Below are 16476 nucleotides of genomic sequence, written 5' to 3' on the forward strand. Positions count from 1 at the left end.
GTTTATTTTTGTAACCCGTTTTTACAATAAAATTTTCCCAGGGTTATTTTTGCCGACATAAATGCATTGTTCTTTTTTTCCTGCTCTACAGTGAACCTTGTGGGGTGATTAATATGATATACAATTGCCCGGAACCGCATAGATTTAAAATAAACATACGGCAACTTTTTTAGCCGCCATTCAATATCCGAATCTTCGCCGCCGCCGGAAAAGTTATAATCTTCATCAAAACCATTTATTGCAAGTAACTCTTTTTTATTGATGGCCATATTGCAGCCCAATAAAATACCTTCTGTTTTTTTGAGCAAAAACCGTGGAACAGGAAAATAAATACCGTCTTCAATACGGCGGCAACGATATTTAAAAAGATTAAGTAGGCTGGGTAATTTTATGTTTTTTGTTTTTATGAGCAATGAAGAAAAATTTTCGCTTAACATTACCCTTCTGCCATACAATACGGCGCCCTGAGATTGCGCTTTTATGTATTGCTGTACGCATTTTTTATGAGGGATACAATCCCCGTCAAAAAAAATCAGGAGTTCGGCATTTGCCGCCCTGATAGCATTATTTAATGCTTTGCATTTTCTAAAACCCTGGTCGGGATGAGAAACATGGATTAGTGGAAAGCCCAAACCGTATTTTAGCTCATTCATAAAAGCAATGGTTTGAGGCGCATCATCATCTTCAGATATAATTACCTCGAAGCATCCTAAGGCCGATTGCATGTTTAAGGCCCGGAGCAATAGTTGAAGCTGAGCAAGATTTTTATAGTAAGATATGATAACCGAAGCCTGCATATTGTGGTTATTGGAGCAACTCTTTAAAGAGTTGATCATATTGCTTTGTAATATAAGCCATGCTGTGGTTTTTAACAACAAAGTTGTAAGCCTTTGCAGTAAGCCCACCTGCAAGCTCAGGGCTGGATAAAAGAGTTTCCGTTTTTTCACAATACTCCTCTGATGTACCCGATGTACATACCATTGCTTTTTCGGCAGTAACGATATCGGCCAATCCGCCGCTGGTGCCGGATACCACCGGAACCTTGTTTAAATACGCATCCAGTATGCTGCTGCCAAGCCCTTCATTTAATGAGGTCATTAAAAAAACATCAAAATGTTTAAACCAGGATAATACATTTTGTTGAAAGCCCACTAAAATATAATATTTCTCCATTCCGTTTGCCAGTATCTTCTCCTGCATTTCCTTGAATAACGAACCGGAGCCAAAATGCAGGCAAATAAAATTATTGTTTTTTTGATGCAAAAGATTTATGGCACTAAGGCAAACGAAGGGCTGTTTTTCATAAGTAAGTGCAGCAACAATGCCAATTATTTTTTTATTACCCGGGTTTAGTTTGGCAATTTCTTCAGTAAGGTTTTCCCATTCGGTTTCTTTAACAGCAATGTCAGATATTTTCATTACATCCTTTCGCTGCGTAAAACGAATAAGGGTTTGCTGGGCCGCAGTACTTATGCCAACTATTTTGTTGGTAAACCGGTATTTTAGTTTTGTAAAAAATCCGAACTGCTGAAAATTTACCCTTCGGGTATACACAATTTTTTTACGGTGAAATGGCTTTGTAACTACGCAGTAGGTGAGGATATGTGCCGTTTGAGCATGAAGGATATCAAAATGCCTGGCCTGGATAATTAAAAACCCAATAACCCGGAAAATATTTTTAAAACCATATACCGTAAAATTTTCCTGCTTGGCTTTTAAATATAACGAACTATTTTTTCTGCAAAGAAGAAAAACCTGCCGATTAATTTTTTGCAGCCCCTGCATATTCAAAAGGGTTTGCCGCTCTCCACCACGCCATTCGCCGGAAAAATTAAGTTCAAGTATTTTCATGATGACGAGGTAAGCTGTAGCGTATTAAATCATCTTTTACGGTTACTTTATAGGCTGGATCTTTTTGTTTTATAAATGCAGTTATTGCCTCAATTGTTGGATAATCTCCGGTGCCAATAAAACACCTGGCATCATCAATCAAAATAATATGCCCGGGGTTTGGTTCGCTAAAAATTGCGCTTAATTCTTCATAAATTGGGCAATCCTTTTCACCTTTTGCCGTTTCACCTGCCGAGTAGTGGCCATCGAGCCAAAAAATAGCGGGGCTTTTTATTTCTTTAATTAAGGTGTGCAACACTTTGCCGCTATCACCTTGCAGTATGGTTACATTTTTATTGTTTACAAATCTTTTTTTGGCTTCTTCAAAAAGTTTTTCACTTAGTTCAATTGAATAAATATGTTCAAAATTATCTTTTTGGGCAAATACCATATCTCCCTTAAAGGTTCCGGTTTCTACAAGAATTGTACAACCGGTAGTAGACTGGTACTCTTCAATAGCCTGTTGTTTAATATAATGCGGAGGCGGCGCTGGCCGGCCGGCCTTTTCCCATTTTTTTAAAGTGCGTTCTTTTTTTGAAGCAAAAATAAAATCTAAGAATCCTGCCATAATTGAGTATTAAACAGCAAAAGTACCATTGCCGGTAATGGCTGCAAAATATCTTTTTATATTTGGCGCATCCTTAAAATTCATTTTTTATTTTTATCCAGGTTTTGGGTATAAGGTCCCTAGTGCCGAAAAAGTGAGGCATCCAGTTTTGTGGGGTTAAAACCAATTTTATTTTATTGTTATTTAGCCAAGCAGCCCACCAGCTAAATGAACTGTTCGCAATTATATTATGTTTGCACTTGCTCATTAAAAACATATCCCAATAACTGTTTTCGGCTTTGTTCCAGTCCACAAATTCTGCTCCGTTAATTTGCAGGGTTTCTTTTGTCCAGTGAATATCATCGGAAAAAACAAAAAATACGGCATGTGGAAATTGTTTCTTTATATATGCTATTGCCGTTTGCCAATAGCCGCTGTTCAATACACAATTTCTACCATCAATTAAATAATCGCCTCTTCGAATATGGATGCTTACCGATTGCAATGAATTTATTTTTTGCAGCGCCGCCAAATTTCTTTCATCATTTGGATGTTGAAATGCAAAAGATTGTTTTACCAATTCTGCTGTACCGGTAAAATAATTTTCTGATTGCCAATAGCCTTTCAGGAAACCATTTTTAAACTTCGGTATGTTATTGTTAAAAATATATTGGTCTCCTGGCCTTTCCTTATAAGGCTTTCCCCAAAGTTTCGATTTTAATTTTCCATAATTTTTTAAGAACAAGCGTTCTGTTTTATTGCTATAATTTGCTTTAATATTAAATATTCTTTCTAACTCGTAGCCGTTGTGTGTTTTTTGTTTGCCATAATGGCTTAAATCAATTTTAGGATTGGCGCCGGCTTGCTGCAATGTACAGTACAAAGCGTATTCAAACATTTGGTTCCCCAGGCCGCCGGAGAAATGCATAATCACCATAAAAAAGGGTTGATAAGTAAGTTAAAGATAAACAGAAAGCACAGATCCAAAATTTTAAAAATTGCCGGATGGCTTTCTTACATTTGCTTAATGACCAATTTTATTCCAATATTTCCTTTGGGCATTGTTGCTTATCCAGGGGAACAGCTGAACCTGCATATATTTGAACCAGGGTATAAGCAATTAATAAAAGAGTGTACCGAAAAAAACAAACCATTTGGCCTGCCACCAATAATAAATAACCGCATTGGTGAAATGGGAACCGTGATGCAGGTATTGGAAATTTCAAAAGTGTATGATGATGGTAAAATGGATATTAAAACCCTTGGAATAAGCATTTTTAGAATTTTAGAAACAGTAGTGCAGGTTCCCGAAAAATTATATAGTGGCGCAATTGTAAACTACCCATTACTTACTACACAGGGAAGCGCCTCTTTAATGAAAAAAATTTTAAGCAAAATAAGGCAAATGCACCGGGTAATTAATATCCATAAAGATTTTCAAAAACCAGATGAAGAGCTTTGCAGCTATGATGTAGCGCACCATGCAGGGTTAAATATGGAAGACGAATACCACCTGCTGGAGCTGGAACACGAATTGCATAGGCAGGAATTTTTGAAAAGGCATTTGGAAAAAATGCAACCGGTTATTACCGAAATGAATACCCTAAAGGGCCGTGTAAAAATGAACGGGCATTTTAAAAACCTGGGCAGCAACAAATGAAAACAGAAATAACACTTTGCTTTGACTTTGGCAACTCCAGGAAAAAACTGGCTGTTTTCAGCAATAAGAAAATAATAGCAGAGCGTATTTTGTACACCGATACAAGCGGGGAAATTGAAACCCTGCTTCAGGAATTTAAACCTCAAAAATCTATCTTATCCTCGGTTATCAACCATAACCCCGGCATAGAAGACACATTAAAAGAAAAAACACACTTTCATAAATTATCGGTTGCTACAAAATTAAATTTTACTGCCCCCGTGGGTAAGCCCGAAACTATAGGTGCAGACAGGCTGGCAATTGCAGCTGCAGCAGTACATTTTTTTCCTAAAAAAAACAATTTGGTTATTGGCCTTGGGAGTTGCATTACTTTCAATTTTATAAGCCAGCAGCACGAGTTTTTAGGAGGCGCAATTTCGCCGGGTATGCAAATGCGTTTTAAGGCAATGCATGAATTTACGGCAATGTTGCCTTTGGTGGAAGAAGACTGGAACTTTCCCTTAATAGGTTACGATACCAGGACAAACCTGCAAAGCGGGGTTTTACATGGAATGGCCAGTGAATTAGATGGTATCATTAACAGGTATAGAGATAAATACAGGAACTTTAACGTGGTTTTAACCGGGGGCAATACAGCCCATTTTGCCAGTCGGTTGAAAAACAAGATATTTGCCGACCCAAATTTTTTATTTAAAGGACTGTATGCACTTAGCCAATACAACAACAACTGCGATATTTAACAGAATCACCGGTTTTATTTTTGCCTTACTCGTAACGCATTTTTCCCAGGCACAGGATAACTCACCTTACTCCAGGTATGGCATTGGCGATGTGGTGCCCAATGGCAATATTACCACCCGGGCAATGGGAGGTATTTCTGCAGCTTATTCATTCGATAATTCAATAAAGGCGGTACCCATAAGTAGTTTAAATATTGATAACCCGGCATCGCTGGGCTCTTTAAGCAATAACTCGTACATAAACGTACTTTTTGATATTGGCGGAGAAATAGATAAGCATACTTTAAAAAGCAATAATTCTCCGGCAAAATATACTTCAAACAATACCAATATTTCTTATTTACAATTTGGAATACCCATAGCCGGAAAAAAACTGGAAGATAAAGGCATACAATGGGGATTAAGTTTTGGCCTTAGGCCCGTAACCCGTATTAATTACAAAATAGAAGATTACAGGAGAATTAGCAATATTGACACGGCTTTATATACTTACGAAGGCAATGGCGGTATTTCGCAGGCAAATATCAGCACGGGTGTAAAAATTAAAAATTTTAGTTTTGGAGTTAGCACAGGTTATTCTTTTGGCTCTAAAGATTACAGTACCAAACTAAGGTTTTTAAATGATACCATACATTATTACAGTTCTAACAGCGCAGCAAAAACCAGGTTTGGCGGGGTGTTTTTAACCATTGGCGCCCAATATCATGTTCCTACAAAAAAAGGCAATCTTCAAATAGGCGCCTTTGCCAACCTGCAGCAAAATCTTAGGGCAAACCTCGACAGCATTGATGAAACCATTGGTTACGACTTTACCGGCGGAAACTATACTATTGACACAGTGAGTTATGCTTCGGAAATTTCAGGAAAAATAATTGTACCGGCAAATTATACCCTAGGCTTTATTTATAGCCAACCACACTGGTTGATGGGTGCAGATTTTACCATTTCCCGCTGGGGCGATTATAAATCGTATGGAAAAAAAGAAGCTGCCACCCAAAATAACTGGACACTTAAAATAGGCGGACAATATTTTGCGGCAAATGAAGCAACCGTTTCTAATAACTACTGGAAATTTGTGAAATACCGTGCCGGGTTTTATATTGGCCCAGATTATATAAAGCTGGATGATAAAAGCCGCAACCAATACGGGTTTAGCGTAGGAGCAGGGTTTCCGTTAACCAGCTTTCAACGCTTGAGGCTGGGGGAATTTGTAACGCTAAATACCGGAATTGAATTTAATGCAAGGGGAAATACGGGTAGCCGAAGCATGCGGGAAAACATCGTAAGGTTTAACTTTGGCATTTCTATGGGCCAGCATTGGTTCCAAAAGCGCAAATATGATTAATGAATTTGTGTATATTTCTTAATAATCATTTTTCGTTTTTATTAAGGGTAAATATTTTGACATTTCAATTTAAATATACTGTACTATCAGCAGCTATTTTTAGCTGTATTTTTTTATCGGGATGTGAGAATGATGAGAAAGCCATACAAAGTTTAAATAAAAAATCTATTGGAGTTGAAGAAGCAAAAAATGTTGAGATAATTTACACTACGGGCGGAAAAACTAAAGCAGTACTTACAGCACCATTAATGCTGCATATACAGGAATCAACTCCTTATTATGAGTTTCCCCAAACCCTGCAAACAACATTTTATAACGAAGCCGGAATTATTGAAAGCCGGCTAACCGCCCGATACGGAAAGTATAAAGAAAACGAAAATATAGTTTTTTTAAAAGACAGTGTAAGGGTTATAAACCTGCAAAAGAAAGATACCCTTTTTTGTAATGAACTATATTGGGACAGGAAGCGCACAGGCGCCGAATTTTATACCGAAAAAGCCGTAAGAATACGCACCCAAACCCAAATAATTGATGGTATTGGTATGGAAGCCAGGCAGGATTTTAAAAGCTGGCTTATTAAAAAAAGTGTAGGTACGGTGCAAGTTCCTGCATCAAAGTTTCCCATGTAAAAAACCACATTTGGCAAGCAGCCATAAAAAATTGTTGCGTAACTTTCCTGCCCTTTATCATTTTATAATATTCACTTTTAAAAAATAAAAACTATGAAGAGATTTTCAACAGCCAACTGGAAAGGCACAGGAAAAGAAGGCACAGGAACGGTAAGTACGCAAAGTACAGTACTCAACAACAGCCAATATTCCTATTCTTCCCGCTTTGAAAATGGCATTGGCACCAACCCCGAAGAACTTGTTGCAGCAGCACATGCAGGTTGCTTTTCCATGAAGTTAAGTTTTGTGTTAAATGCAGCGGGCTTTACAGCAGATAATATTGATACCCGTTGCGAAATAACTTTGGATAGCGGCGCAATTACTGAGTCTAAATTAACGGTTAAAGCAACCGTTACTGGAATATCCAAAGATCAGTTTGATGCAGCAGTTGCTGATGCAAAAGCCAATTGCCCTATTTCTAAATTGTATAACACCAATATTGTTGCAGAAGCGACATTGGCTTATTAAAGTATTCAAACAAAAAAGCCTGTTATTTCAACAGGCTTTTTTTATTTAAAGTTGGCGGATAATTTCTTTTACTACTGCTTCATTTACTTTTACCGGGTATTTTTTCTTAAGTGCAGTAATCCACTGTTGCTCCAGCAGGTCCTGGTAGTCGTTAATTACAAGCCCACGGGCATCGGTAAAGTTTCTTTGCTGCCCAGCCGGAAATAATTCAAGGTATTTTACAAACAAGGCAGTGCCATCTGTATTAGTAGTAATATCGCTGTAAGTATTGGCTTGCGGTACAATATTTTTATCTGGGCTGTTAATTTGCTCCAGGCTATACCGGCCGCTGTCTGCCTGCAGCCTTTCGCTCATTTCTGAAATTACGGTGTGCCAGCTTTTGCCGGCTTTTAAATCTTCCAGTGCATCCTGAGCATCTAATGCCGTAGTGGTATTAAAAATTAATATATTGGCGCTTTTATCCCATTTATATTTTTCTTTATGTTCATTATAATATTTTAAAAGGCCGGCACTGTCATTGGTGGCTTTGCCCCAAATTTTTCTCTCCATAATTTCAAAAAGCATATTACCTTCTTTAAATTCATTTACCTGAAAAGCAAAGTCTTCATTATATTTTTCCAGGTTTTTTTTGTAAAAATTTAAAGAGATATACCCTGCAAATTTTCGTAAAAGCTCAGCATTGCTTTCGCCTTTATACTGCTGGTAATCTGTTTTGTATTGTTTAATATAGTTAAGCCAATCGTACCCTTTTACCGAAGAGCCATCTTTAAATGTGCCGATGGTTTTATTGCTTACCGGAAGGGAGTACATTTTTTCTTTGGGCAGGTATTTCATAACCGTATCGGCATAGCGCAACAAATCTTCGTAATTTACCTGCTTGCTTTTTTTATAACCCGTAAGCAGGGTTACATCCTGTATAAACTTTTCTTTGGGTGCATTTACACGGCTGTCTACCAAAATTTTGTGTTTAATTTCGGTTTGAAAATCTTCATCAGCAACATCGGTTACCGCCGGTTTATGCGAAATCCGTTTTAAAATATGTATGCCAAAAGGGGTTTCAAAAGGCTTACTGATTGCCCCATCATTTTTTAATTCAATTACCTGTGTAAAAAATGCATCCGAATATTTTCCGGCGCCAAATTCCGGCAACTCACCTTCGGTTAAATAGGTATTTCTGTCGTCGCTGAAATTTTTTGCCGCTTCGGCAAAGCTCATCCCGTTTTGTAATAATGCATAAACAGAATCGGCTTTTTTTACCACCTCTGCCTTGCTGTAATCGTTGGCATCCGGCGGAAAAGAGAATAATATTTGCGCTACACGCCATTTTCCAGTACTTGGCCTGTCGCCTATAAACCTAAAAATATGCCAGCCGTTTTTGGCCTGGTAAGGTTTTGAATATTCACCCGGCTTTAAAGTGTAAATAATATTTTCGTATTCATAAGGCATATTAAATACCGTAATGTATCCCATATCGGCCTGGCGCAACATCGAAAATTTTCCGGTAATTTCTTTGGCCAGTGCAGTATAGTTGCTGTTTCCTTTTTTTAATTGTGCATACGCCTCTTCAATGGCGGCCTTGGCTTTAATGCTGTCGTAATCGGCATTTATAGGAGCAAAAAAGTGAATCACATGTAAGTCTCTCTTGCTTCTTTCAAAGGCTTCAGTTTGCAGCAAATCCATGCTTTTTTTATCGTTCAGGTACGATTCGGCTACCTGGTTGCGAAAATTTTCAACATCGTATTTTATTTGCGGCAGAGTATCCAGCTTTAGATCCTGCGCTTCTTTTACCTTTAACTTAAAATTGCTATATAGTTCCAGGTAATCCCTTACTGCTTTATCTTTATCGGTAATGGTAACTTTGTTTTTGTTGAAAGCCTTTAAAAATTCCTGTTTAGAAACAGCATTGTTGCCGTAAGAAAAAATATTTTGAGAAAAGCCGGCTGAAGAAATTAGCATTAATACAGGAACAAGGAAAATCTTTTTCATTCTTTATTTTTTATTCATACTGGTTAACAACGGCAATATTTCCGTAAAAAACAACATAGCGTTATTGAACCGCAGTTTTAAGTTTGGTTTCCAGGAGGTCGTTCATTTGCAATAAGGTAAGCTTTTTGCCAATAATCCTTTTTTCTTTATCGAGAAGGTAGAGCGTAGGCGTAGTAATTACATCGTAAAGCTGCCTAAAATTGGGTCTGTTGGAAGCCAATTCTTCATCGGCCTGCTTTTTACTTTGGTAAACATTTGTCCAGCCGGTTATATCGTGTTCCCGGATAAATTTTTTCCAGTTGTTTTTTTGGTCTTCTTTTTCTGAGAGCACGGCATATATTTTTACTTTTTTTGCTTTCCACGATGCCCTGTATATTGAATCGAGCCTGGGTATTTCTTCTTTGCAATGGCCGCAGTTGGGATCCCAAAAAATTACCACAGTATAATCAGAGGAAAGGTTGTAGAGTGGTTTGGGTTTTCCGGCGGTATCGAGCAACTCAAGGTTGGCGGCTTGTTCACCCAATTGGTTTGCCATTTGCATATAGGCACGGCGGGTAATAATTTCCATTTGCTTATCGGTAAGCCATGCTGTTAAGCCTTTGCTGTGGTATTTTTCAAACAGGTGAATAAATACTTTATCCTGGCCCATGTACTTAGGGTTAATATATTCATCAGTATACCAGTTGAGCAAAAATTTATACATTTCCGGAGCATTGCGTGCATATAAAAGCCGGTAATCTATATCTTTTATCAGGGAGTCCGGCGCTTGTTGCATTACTTCCCGGTAATAGCGCTCCAGCTTGGGCAAAAAGAACGGCGTACGGATGATACGGTCATCCATAAAAGTGATACCATCCCAATAATGTTGTTTATAAAAATAATAATTATTAAGGGTGTCCTGCCTTGTTACAGGCACTTTTGTGGGATAGGGTGCTTCTTTCATGGCATTAAACAATGAAGCCATTAAAGAATTGGAGTTGTTTTGGATAATATCTTCCCTGTATTTATTAATCTCTGTATTGAGTTTAATATAATTGGCTTCGTGCAAAGCAGAGTCTGCCTTGGTTTTGGAACGCATATATGCCTCCCTTTCACCCATGAGCAGGCGCCCTTTTTCATTTACAAATTTTTGATAGTTTATAAAAAGTTCATTGTCTTTAGAGCCGGTAATTTTTGCCTCTGGCAATTTTGTAGTATCTGTATCTATGGTAATAGTTTGTACATCGCTTACTAAAAAATCTAATGAAAAGCGTTTGCCGGGCAACACCAGGGCATATATCCCCTGTTGCAGTGGTGTATTTCCCTGGAAAACCACGGCACCTTTATTATTCACTTTACCCGAGTCTTCAATATTCAAATTTTTGCCATAATGATAAGTGAGGTAAGCCATTCCCGTATCATAATTGCAGGTTACACTTATTTTATATTGGGCCCAACTGTTAAAACAAATAAAGCAAAGAAAGGTAGCGCAGCGTAATTTTTTATTCATGAGGTTGTAAAAAGTAGAAACAAATATATTTAATTAACAGCGTTTTTCATAAGTCCCGGTGCCTGTATTAATAAAATTACATATCCTTAACAATTGAAAAAGCAAAGTTGTTAATAACTGTAGTATTCACTTTCAGATGCTTAATTTTGCCCCGTGAGGAAAAAACGCAATAAAGAAATACTGCAGGATGTACCCATAACCGGCTATGCAGCCGAAGGAAGGGCAATAGCAAGGCTTAAAAAAGAGAATGAAGAAGCCGGGAAAATCCTTTTTGTTTCATCTGTTATTCCGGGGGACAGGGCAGATATTTTGGTAGTAAAAAATAAAAAAGACTGGGCCGAAGGCCGGCCAATTAAAATTACCCATTTTTCCAGCGACAGGATTGAGCCCTTTTGCAGGCATTTTGGGGTTTGTGGCGGATGCAAATGGCAAATGTTACCCTATCAAAAGCAATTGGAATTTAAGCAGCAGGAAGCAGAACAAAATATTAAGCGAATTGGCCGGCAGGAAAATTTTTTGATTTTGCCTATTGCGGGCTCAGAAAAAACAAAGGCCTACCGCAATAAACTAGAATTTACGGCAAGCAACAAAGAATATATTGTTGATTTAAACTCAGGTAATGATACAAAAAAAGCTGGTGCGTTGGGATTTCATGTACCCAGGATTTTTGATAAAACCATTGATATTTACGAATGTCATTTGATGGACGATGTAAATAACCGTATTCGCAATACAATAAGGGATTATGCGCTTTATCATCAAATTGAATTTTATGATATCCGTGAGCATACCGGCTGGCTCAGGAATATTATTATAAGGTATTGCACTACAGGCGAATTAATGGTGAATGTTATCGTAAATTATGAAGATGACCAGCCTATAAAACTCCTACTCAATCATTTATTAGAAAAAGTACCGCATATCAGTACATTGCTTTATACCGTAAATACTAAATGGAACGATAGTATTTTTGATCTTAAACCGGTTGTGTATTTTGGAAATGGTTATGTAATAGAAAAGCTCGGTGCATATAAATTTATGATTGGCCCCAAATCTTTTTTTCAAACCAATACGGCACAGGCCGAAAAATTATATACTATTGCTGCGGGATTTGCTGCTTTAACGGGTATCGAAACAGTTTACGACCTTTACTGTGGCACGGGAAGCATTGGTATATTTATGAGCAATAAGGCAAAGAAAATTATTGGGGTAGAAATAATTGAAGAAGCCATTGAAGATGCAAAAAAAAATGCAGAGCTTAATAATGTAGGGCATATAAACTTTTTTGCCGGAGATGTAATTAAAATTTGTAACAACGAGTTTTTTGCAGCGCATGGACGGCCCGATGTAATCTTAACCGACCCACCAAGGGCAGGGATGCACGAAAAACTGGTAAACAAATTGCTGGAAATAGAAGCGCCAAAGATTGTATATATAAGCTGCAATACGGCTACCCAGGCAAGGGATATTGCATTATTATCTGAAAAATATAAATTAATAAAATTGCAACCCGTAGATATGTTTCCTCATACGCACCATATTGAAAGCGTTGCACTACTAACCTTAAAAGAAAATTAATAAAACAGGATATGGCATACAATAGTACCGGAAACCGATTTTTAAAAGACAGCCCCGTAGTAATGAACCTTGTAATCATTAATGTGCTAGTGTTTTTAATTCAGTTATTATTTGATGGCAAAGAAGGGGCAGTTACCGGAAAACTGGCTTTGTGGCCGGTGGACAGCGGTGAGTTTAAACCTTATCAACTGGTTACGCATATGTTCACACATGGAGGGTTTGCACACATCCTGTTTAATATGTTTGCCCTTTGGAGTTTTGGAACATGGTTGGAGAAAGTTTGGGGACCCAAAAAATTCCTGTTTTTTTATTTGGCTTGTGGTTTTACTGCTGCAGCTGCACAGCTTTTATTTTCAAATGCACCAGCAGTAGGCGCTTCGGGCGCAATTATGGGGCTATTTGCAGCTTTTGCATATTTGTTTCCCAATGCACAGCTTATCATGTTTCCTATTCCGGTACCGGTTAAAGCCAAGTGGGCCATTGCCATAATGGCGGCAATAGATTTATTTGGTGGAGTAAACCCCACGGGGAGTAATATTGCCCACTTTGCACACCTGGGCGGATTAATAATGGGTTTTATTTTGGTAATTTATTGGAACAAAACAAATAAGAAAACCTTTTATTAATAGCAGTTTAACAGGCAATTTTTTTCTTTTTTTTATCTTTAAAAAAACAACCGGTTATGGGTGAGTCAGACAGGTATAGCGATTTAAAAAAAAGGGTTACAGTCAGCAGGAATATTTTTAGCCCAGAAGGCAATGCTTTGCTTAGCCTGTTCTTTATTAATATTTCTTTTTTTTTGGTTTTGGCATTTTTAAAATTAGGCTTTACCGTAAGCAATTATGCGCCATCTTTATTTGAAAATAATATTTTGCAATGGATGGCTTTGCCGGGCAACTCATCTCATTTTTGGTCAAAGCCGTGGACCCTGCTTACCTATATGTTTTGCGATGTTGACATAGTACGTTTTATAGTAAATTTAATTTGGCTTTGGGTTTTTGGCAGGATTTTACAATCATTGTATGAAGAAGTAAAAATAGTACCTGTATACATTTACGGCGGTATAGTAGCCGGAATTACCTGGCTTATTGCTGCTTATTTTTTCTCAGGAGCAAATAAGGCGCCGGCCCTTTTATTAGGCGCCAACTTACCCATAGTTACCATAGCAGCTGTTGCAACTTTTATGGTTCCAAATTTTAAAATAATGCAACACTTAAATGGCGGAATATCGCTGTGGATTTTGTTTGTGATTTTTATTGCCATTACGGTTGCCTCCTCGGGTAGTGGATTACATGTAGCAGCAATTACCGGAGCAATAGTTACTGGCTTTGTATATGTTTTTTTATTAAGAAAAGGAATTGATGCCGCCGCATGGATGGTAAAAGTCTATACAAAGTCTGGTACATGGTTTGCGCCAAAAGACAAGCAAACAAAAATTAAAAAGCAAGTGTTTTACGAAGCCGGGAACCGCTTGCCGTTTTCTAAAGTTCAAAATGTTACTCAAAAAAGGGTTGATGAAATACTGGATAAAATAAGCCAAAAAGGATATGAATACCTGAGTAACGAAGAAAAAGAAATTTTAAAAAAGGCTTCGGAATCGGATGATATAAAATAAAAATGCCCGCCGAAAGGCAGGCTGTGCATTCCACGTTTTGCATTAATTAATTATTTTCCTGTGCTGTTGCAGGCTTAGCTTTTGCCAGTAAATCTTTTACATCCTGCGGCACATACTCTTCATAAATTTTTTGGCCCTTTGCCTTCACTTTATCTTTAAGTTGCTTTTTCTCAGCTGCATTCATTTTGTTGTATTTGTAAATGCCGTAAGCAGCAATGCCTGCAAGTAATAATCCTAATCCTTTTTTTCCGTTCATGGCTAATTGTTTTATAGGTGAAAAAAAATATTTAGTTTTTTGTTGAATCAGCAGCAGCTTTCTTTTTGTCTTTACTTCTACCAATAATTGTACCTGCGGCAGCACCTACCACGCCGCCAATAATAGCGCCTTTTGCATTTTTACCTACAGTGGCTCCCACTACTGCTCCACCTACGCCACCAATAATGGCGCCTTTAGCCGTGTTGCTCATGCCTTTCTTTTTTTCTGGTTCTGTGGTTGCTGGAGCTGTTTCTGTTGTTGTTCCTGTACCCTGTGTTCCGGCAGTTTGTCCTGAAACCGTTTCTGTAGTTGCTGCTGGAGTAGTTGTAGGTGTAGTTGTGTTTGTTTGTTGACTTGGAGCCTGTACTACTCTTTCTTTAATAATCACTTTTTCAATTACTTTGGGTTCGGCTTTGGAAGGAGCTGTAGCTGTATTTGTGCTTGTGGTTGCAGTATCTGCCATTGCATTTTGGCCATTCAATGCTGCAGAATCGGTTAAAATAAGATTTTGGTTGGCTTCATCCTGTTTTTGAGATTTGCAGGCTACAAGTACGGTTACTAGTGCAATTCCTGTGAGTAATTTTTTCATTTTTAAAGTTTAGATTTTTGTTAATAAAGGCAAAAATGTTGCCAATGTTTGTTATATGTTATGTTTTTTTGTTAACCCATACCTTTATGGAGTAAATAATTAAACACAACAGTCTGCAAACATATAGCAATAGACGTAATAGAATAAGAAATGTGTGCAGTAAAGCAATTTTTTGGCATTTCTTTATATATTTTGTTTACTGCTAAAATAAAAAAAGGCAGGAACCGAGTCCTGCCTTTTTGTGCAAAGAATTAAATATCTAAGCCACTGCTTTGCTACCGAGCATCAATAATTCATTGGCCTGGATTTCGGTAAAGTATTTTTTGTTGCCTTCTTTATCGGTATAAACCCGGCTTACCAGCTTTCCTTCAATGCATATTTCAGCGCCTTTAGAAAGGAATTTTTCAGCAATTTCAGCAACTTTACCCCAGGCGATAATATTATGCCATTGTGTTTCGGTTACCTTTTCGCCTTTTGCGTTGCGGTAAACTTCATTGGTTGCCATGGAGAAGCGCACTAATTTTTTACCATTTTCTGTGTTGCGTACGTCCGGTGCGTTGCCTAAATTGCCAATCAATTGAACTTTGTTTTTTAATGCGTACATGTCTTTAAAATTTAAATGTTTAAAATTTTTTTATTTCAGCCAACCGTTTTTCGATTGACAAGGCAAAGATGCAATGGCTAAAGAAACTAAGCCGGAGAATAAGTATTTATATACGGAAGTAAGTGATTGCAACCGTTTGTTGTCGGGCTAATTAGGAGTAAATGCTTTACAATCAAAGCATTTAAGGGTGCAATATTTTTTTTATTAGGGAGAAAAATTTTTATAAAAACTACGGGGCAATTGTATTTCCCATCTATTTTACCGCTTCCAGCGCCAGTTTCATCATGGGAATTAAGGCCTTTTCCCTTTCATTGGCAGAAATAAAACGATGCGTTGGTATAATATCAGAAACCGTAAGTAAGCTTGCTGCAGATTTACCCAAATGCAGTGCATTGGCAAATAAGGAAAAGGCTTCCATTTCTACGGCTAGGCAATTATGCTTTTTTGCAATTGCCGGTGTGCCCGGGTTTTTACGATAAAAAATATCGCTGCTGTGTATATTGCTGGTTTTTAAACCAAGGCCAAGTTTTTTTGCTGTGTATACTATTTTATTATAAGCATCGCCCTGGTGCTTTATTAAATCCCCTTCAATTTCCCAGGCATATTTGGCAAAAGTAGATTCGCTTGCGGCTGCATCTACCAGTACCAGGTCAAATAAATCCAACTCTGTTGTATAAGCGCCACAGGTACCTATGCGTATTATAGTATCCACTTCATACTCTGAATAAAGTTCGTAGGAATAGATGCCAATTGACGGGCAACCCATTCCGCTGGCGCCAATGGTTACCGGTGTGCCATCAAACTTTCCCGTAAAATAAAAAGCATTACGGGTTTGGCTTACCAGTTTTACTTCAGTTAAAAAATTATCGGCAACATATTTTGCCCTTAATGGGTCGCCGGGCATTAAAACGGTTTTGGCTATTTCTCCTTTTGCTGCGCTAATGTGTACACTCATAAATTTTTATTAAGTGCATGAAGATAAATAATTGAGAGTAATTTATTAAAAGAAATGAAAATCCTAAAAGGTAAAAATAAGCAGGT

At 37.7% G+C, this 16476-nt stretch carries 18 protein-coding genes; 8 read left to right on the plus strand and 10 right to left on the minus strand.

Annotated elements, in window-relative coordinates; all coding sequences use genetic code 11:
• Positions 1 to 2 precede the first annotated feature (2 nt).
• The 4 genes from IPO46_06770 to IPO46_06785 form a co-directional block, all read right to left on the minus strand.
• Complete coding sequence (locus IPO46_06770; GenBank protein ID QQS64268.1) at positions 3 to 836, minus strand: glycosyltransferase; 834 nt, start codon at positions 834 to 836, stop codon at positions 3 to 5.
• Entirely contained in the window at positions 805 to 1851 is a 1047-nt protein-coding gene (locus IPO46_06775) for a glycosyltransferase (GenBank protein QQS64269.1), read from the minus strand. Before IPO46_06775 ends, IPO46_06770 begins: the two co-directional genes overlap by 32 nt.
• Positions 1838 to 2458, minus strand: coding sequence for a hypothetical protein (locus tag IPO46_06780; protein QQS64270.1), 621 nt, complete (start codon positions 2456 to 2458; stop codon positions 1838 to 1840). Before IPO46_06780 ends, IPO46_06775 begins: the two co-directional genes overlap by 14 nt.
• Positions 2459 to 2531: 73 nt before the next feature.
• The gene (locus tag IPO46_06785) at positions 2532 to 3374 is read right to left on the minus strand and encodes an alpha-1,2-fucosyltransferase (protein QQS64271.1); all 843 of its coding nucleotides are present in this window, start codon (positions 3372 to 3374) and stop codon (positions 2532 to 2534) included.
• 90 nt (positions 3375 to 3464) lie between these two features.
• Here IPO46_06785 and IPO46_06790 point away from each other — a divergent pair, with 90 nt between their 5' ends.
• The 5 genes from IPO46_06790 (at position 3465) to IPO46_06810 (ending at position 7318) form a co-directional block, all read left to right on the plus strand.
• Positions 3465 to 4097, plus strand: a complete 633-nt coding sequence (locus IPO46_06790; GenBank protein QQS64272.1) for an LON peptidase substrate-binding domain-containing protein — start codon at positions 3465 to 3467, stop codon at positions 4095 to 4097.
• Positions 4094 to 4837, plus strand: coding sequence for a type III pantothenate kinase (locus IPO46_06795; GenBank protein QQS61860.1), 744 nt, complete (start codon positions 4094 to 4096; stop codon positions 4835 to 4837). The genes IPO46_06790 and IPO46_06795 overlap by 4 nt, the downstream gene beginning before the upstream one ends.
• A complete protein-coding gene (locus tag IPO46_06800) occupies positions 4800 to 6182 on the plus strand; it encodes a hypothetical protein (GenBank protein ID QQS61861.1) in 1383 nt (460 codons plus the stop codon). Before IPO46_06795 ends, IPO46_06800 begins: the two co-directional genes overlap by 38 nt.
• Positions 6182 to 6811, plus strand: a complete 630-nt coding sequence (gene lptC, locus IPO46_06805) for an LPS export ABC transporter periplasmic protein LptC (GenBank protein QQS61862.1) — start codon at positions 6182 to 6184, stop codon at positions 6809 to 6811. Before IPO46_06800 ends, lptC begins: the two co-directional genes overlap by 1 nt.
• Before the next feature lie 93 nt (positions 6812 to 6904).
• On the plus strand, positions 6905 to 7318 hold the full coding sequence (locus IPO46_06810) for an OsmC family protein (protein ID QQS61863.1): 414 nt from the start codon (positions 6905 to 6907) through the stop codon (positions 7316 to 7318).
• 45 nt (positions 7319 to 7363) lie between these two features.
• Here IPO46_06810 and IPO46_06815 read toward each other — a convergent pair whose 3' ends face one another.
• Positions 7364 to 9304 (minus strand): peptidylprolyl isomerase, encoded by a 1941-nt coding sequence (locus IPO46_06815; protein QQS61864.1) that lies wholly within the window; start codon positions 9302 to 9304, stop codon positions 7364 to 7366.
• A gap of 61 nt (positions 9305 to 9365) precedes the next feature.
• Complete coding sequence (locus tag IPO46_06820) at positions 9366 to 10793, minus strand: redoxin domain-containing protein (protein ID QQS61865.1); 1428 nt, start codon at positions 10791 to 10793, stop codon at positions 9366 to 9368.
• 153 nt (positions 10794 to 10946) lie between these two features.
• Here IPO46_06820 and rlmD point away from each other — a divergent pair, with 153 nt between their 5' ends.
• From rlmD to IPO46_06835, 3 genes are all read left to right on the plus strand, one after another.
• On the plus strand, positions 10947 to 12371 hold the full coding sequence (rlmD, locus tag IPO46_06825; protein QQS61866.1) for a 23S rRNA (uracil(1939)-C(5))-methyltransferase RlmD: 1425 nt from the start codon (positions 10947 to 10949) through the stop codon (positions 12369 to 12371).
• A gap of 62 nt (positions 12372 to 12433) precedes the next feature.
• Positions 12434 to 12997, plus strand: a complete 564-nt coding sequence (locus IPO46_06830; protein ID QQS64338.1) for a rhomboid family intramembrane serine protease — start codon at positions 12434 to 12436, stop codon at positions 12995 to 12997.
• 56 nt (positions 12998 to 13053) lie between these two features.
• Positions 13054 to 13986: a rhomboid family intramembrane serine protease gene (locus tag IPO46_06835; protein ID QQS61867.1), complete on the plus strand. Its 933-nt coding sequence runs from the start codon at positions 13054 to 13056 to the stop codon at positions 13984 to 13986.
• 46 nt (positions 13987 to 14032) lie between these two features.
• On the opposite strand, the gene IPO46_06840 is transcribed toward IPO46_06835, so the two are convergent.
• The 4 genes from IPO46_06840 to IPO46_06855 form a co-directional block, all read right to left on the minus strand.
• The gene (locus tag IPO46_06840) at positions 14033 to 14242 is read right to left on the minus strand and encodes a hypothetical protein (GenBank protein QQS61868.1); all 210 of its coding nucleotides are present in this window, start codon (positions 14240 to 14242) and stop codon (positions 14033 to 14035) included.
• Between the two features lie 31 nt (positions 14243 to 14273).
• Positions 14274 to 14705 carry a glycine zipper 2TM domain-containing protein gene (locus IPO46_06845; protein ID QQS64339.1) on the minus strand — a complete coding sequence of 144 codons (432 nt, stop codon included), beginning with the start codon at positions 14703 to 14705 and terminating at the stop codon, positions 14274 to 14276.
• Positions 14706 to 15090: 385 nt separating this feature from the next.
• Positions 15091 to 15435, minus strand: a complete 345-nt coding sequence (locus tag IPO46_06850) for a single-stranded DNA-binding protein (protein QQS61869.1) — start codon at positions 15433 to 15435, stop codon at positions 15091 to 15093.
• Positions 15436 to 15688: 253 nt separating this feature from the next.
• On the minus strand, positions 15689 to 16390 hold the full coding sequence (locus IPO46_06855; protein QQS61870.1) for a purine-nucleoside phosphorylase: 702 nt from the start codon (positions 16388 to 16390) through the stop codon (positions 15689 to 15691).
• Positions 16391 to 16476: the final 86 nt, after the last annotated feature.

It is taken from the genome of Chitinophagaceae bacterium (assembly GCA_016699815.1).
In the GTDB taxonomy this organism is placed as follows: Bacteria; Bacteroidota; Bacteroidia; order Chitinophagales; family Chitinophagaceae; genus Ferruginibacter.

What these genes read in the sequence shown, in the direction of transcription:
- IPO46_06770 (QQS64268.1), bottom strand. Translation starts at nt 836, where the DNA reads ATGATCAACTCTTTAAAGAGTTGCTCCAATAACCACAATATGCAGGCT.
- IPO46_06775 (QQS64269.1), bottom strand. Translation starts at nt 1,851, where the DNA reads ATGAAAATACTTGAACTTAATTTTTCCGGCGAATGGCGTGGTGGAGAG.
- IPO46_06780 (QQS64270.1), bottom strand. Translation starts at nt 2,458, where the DNA reads ATGGCAGGATTCTTAGATTTTATTTTTGCTTCAAAAAAAGAACGCACT.
- IPO46_06785 (QQS64271.1), bottom strand. Translation starts at nt 3,374, where the DNA reads ATGGTGATTATGCATTTCTCCGGCGGCCTGGGGAACCAAATGTTTGAA.
- IPO46_06790 (QQS64272.1), top strand. Translation starts at nt 3,465, where the DNA reads ATGACCAATTTTATTCCAATATTTCCTTTGGGCATTGTTGCTTATCCA.
- IPO46_06795 (QQS61860.1), top strand. Translation starts at nt 4,094, where the DNA reads ATGAAAACAGAAATAACACTTTGCTTTGACTTTGGCAACTCCAGGAAA.
- IPO46_06800 (QQS61861.1), top strand. Translation starts at nt 4,800, where the DNA reads ATGCACTTAGCCAATACAACAACAACTGCGATATTTAACAGAATCACC.
- lptC (QQS61862.1), top strand. Translation starts at nt 6,182, where the DNA reads ATGAATTTGTGTATATTTCTTAATAATCATTTTTCGTTTTTATTAAGG.
- IPO46_06810 (QQS61863.1), top strand. Translation starts at nt 6,905, where the DNA reads ATGAAGAGATTTTCAACAGCCAACTGGAAAGGCACAGGAAAAGAAGGC.
- IPO46_06815 (QQS61864.1), bottom strand. Translation starts at nt 9,304, where the DNA reads ATGAAAAAGATTTTCCTTGTTCCTGTATTAATGCTAATTTCTTCAGCC.
- IPO46_06820 (QQS61865.1), bottom strand. Translation starts at nt 10,793, where the DNA reads ATGAATAAAAAATTACGCTGCGCTACCTTTCTTTGCTTTATTTGTTTT.
- IPO46_06830 (QQS64338.1), top strand. Translation starts at nt 12,434, where the DNA reads ATGAACCTTGTAATCATTAATGTGCTAGTGTTTTTAATTCAGTTATTA.
- IPO46_06835 (QQS61867.1), top strand. Translation starts at nt 13,054, where the DNA reads ATGGGTGAGTCAGACAGGTATAGCGATTTAAAAAAAAGGGTTACAGTC.
- IPO46_06840 (QQS61868.1), bottom strand. Translation starts at nt 14,242, where the DNA reads ATGAACGGAAAAAAAGGATTAGGATTATTACTTGCAGGCATTGCTGCT.
- IPO46_06845 (QQS64339.1), bottom strand. Translation starts at nt 14,705, where the DNA reads ATGGCAGATACTGCAACCACAAGCACAAATACAGCTACAGCTCCTTCC.
- IPO46_06850 (QQS61869.1), bottom strand. Translation starts at nt 15,435, where the DNA reads ATGTACGCATTAAAAAACAAAGTTCAATTGATTGGCAATTTAGGCAAC.
- IPO46_06855 (QQS61870.1), bottom strand. Translation starts at nt 16,390, where the DNA reads ATGAGTGTACACATTAGCGCAGCAAAAGGAGAAATAGCCAAAACCGTT.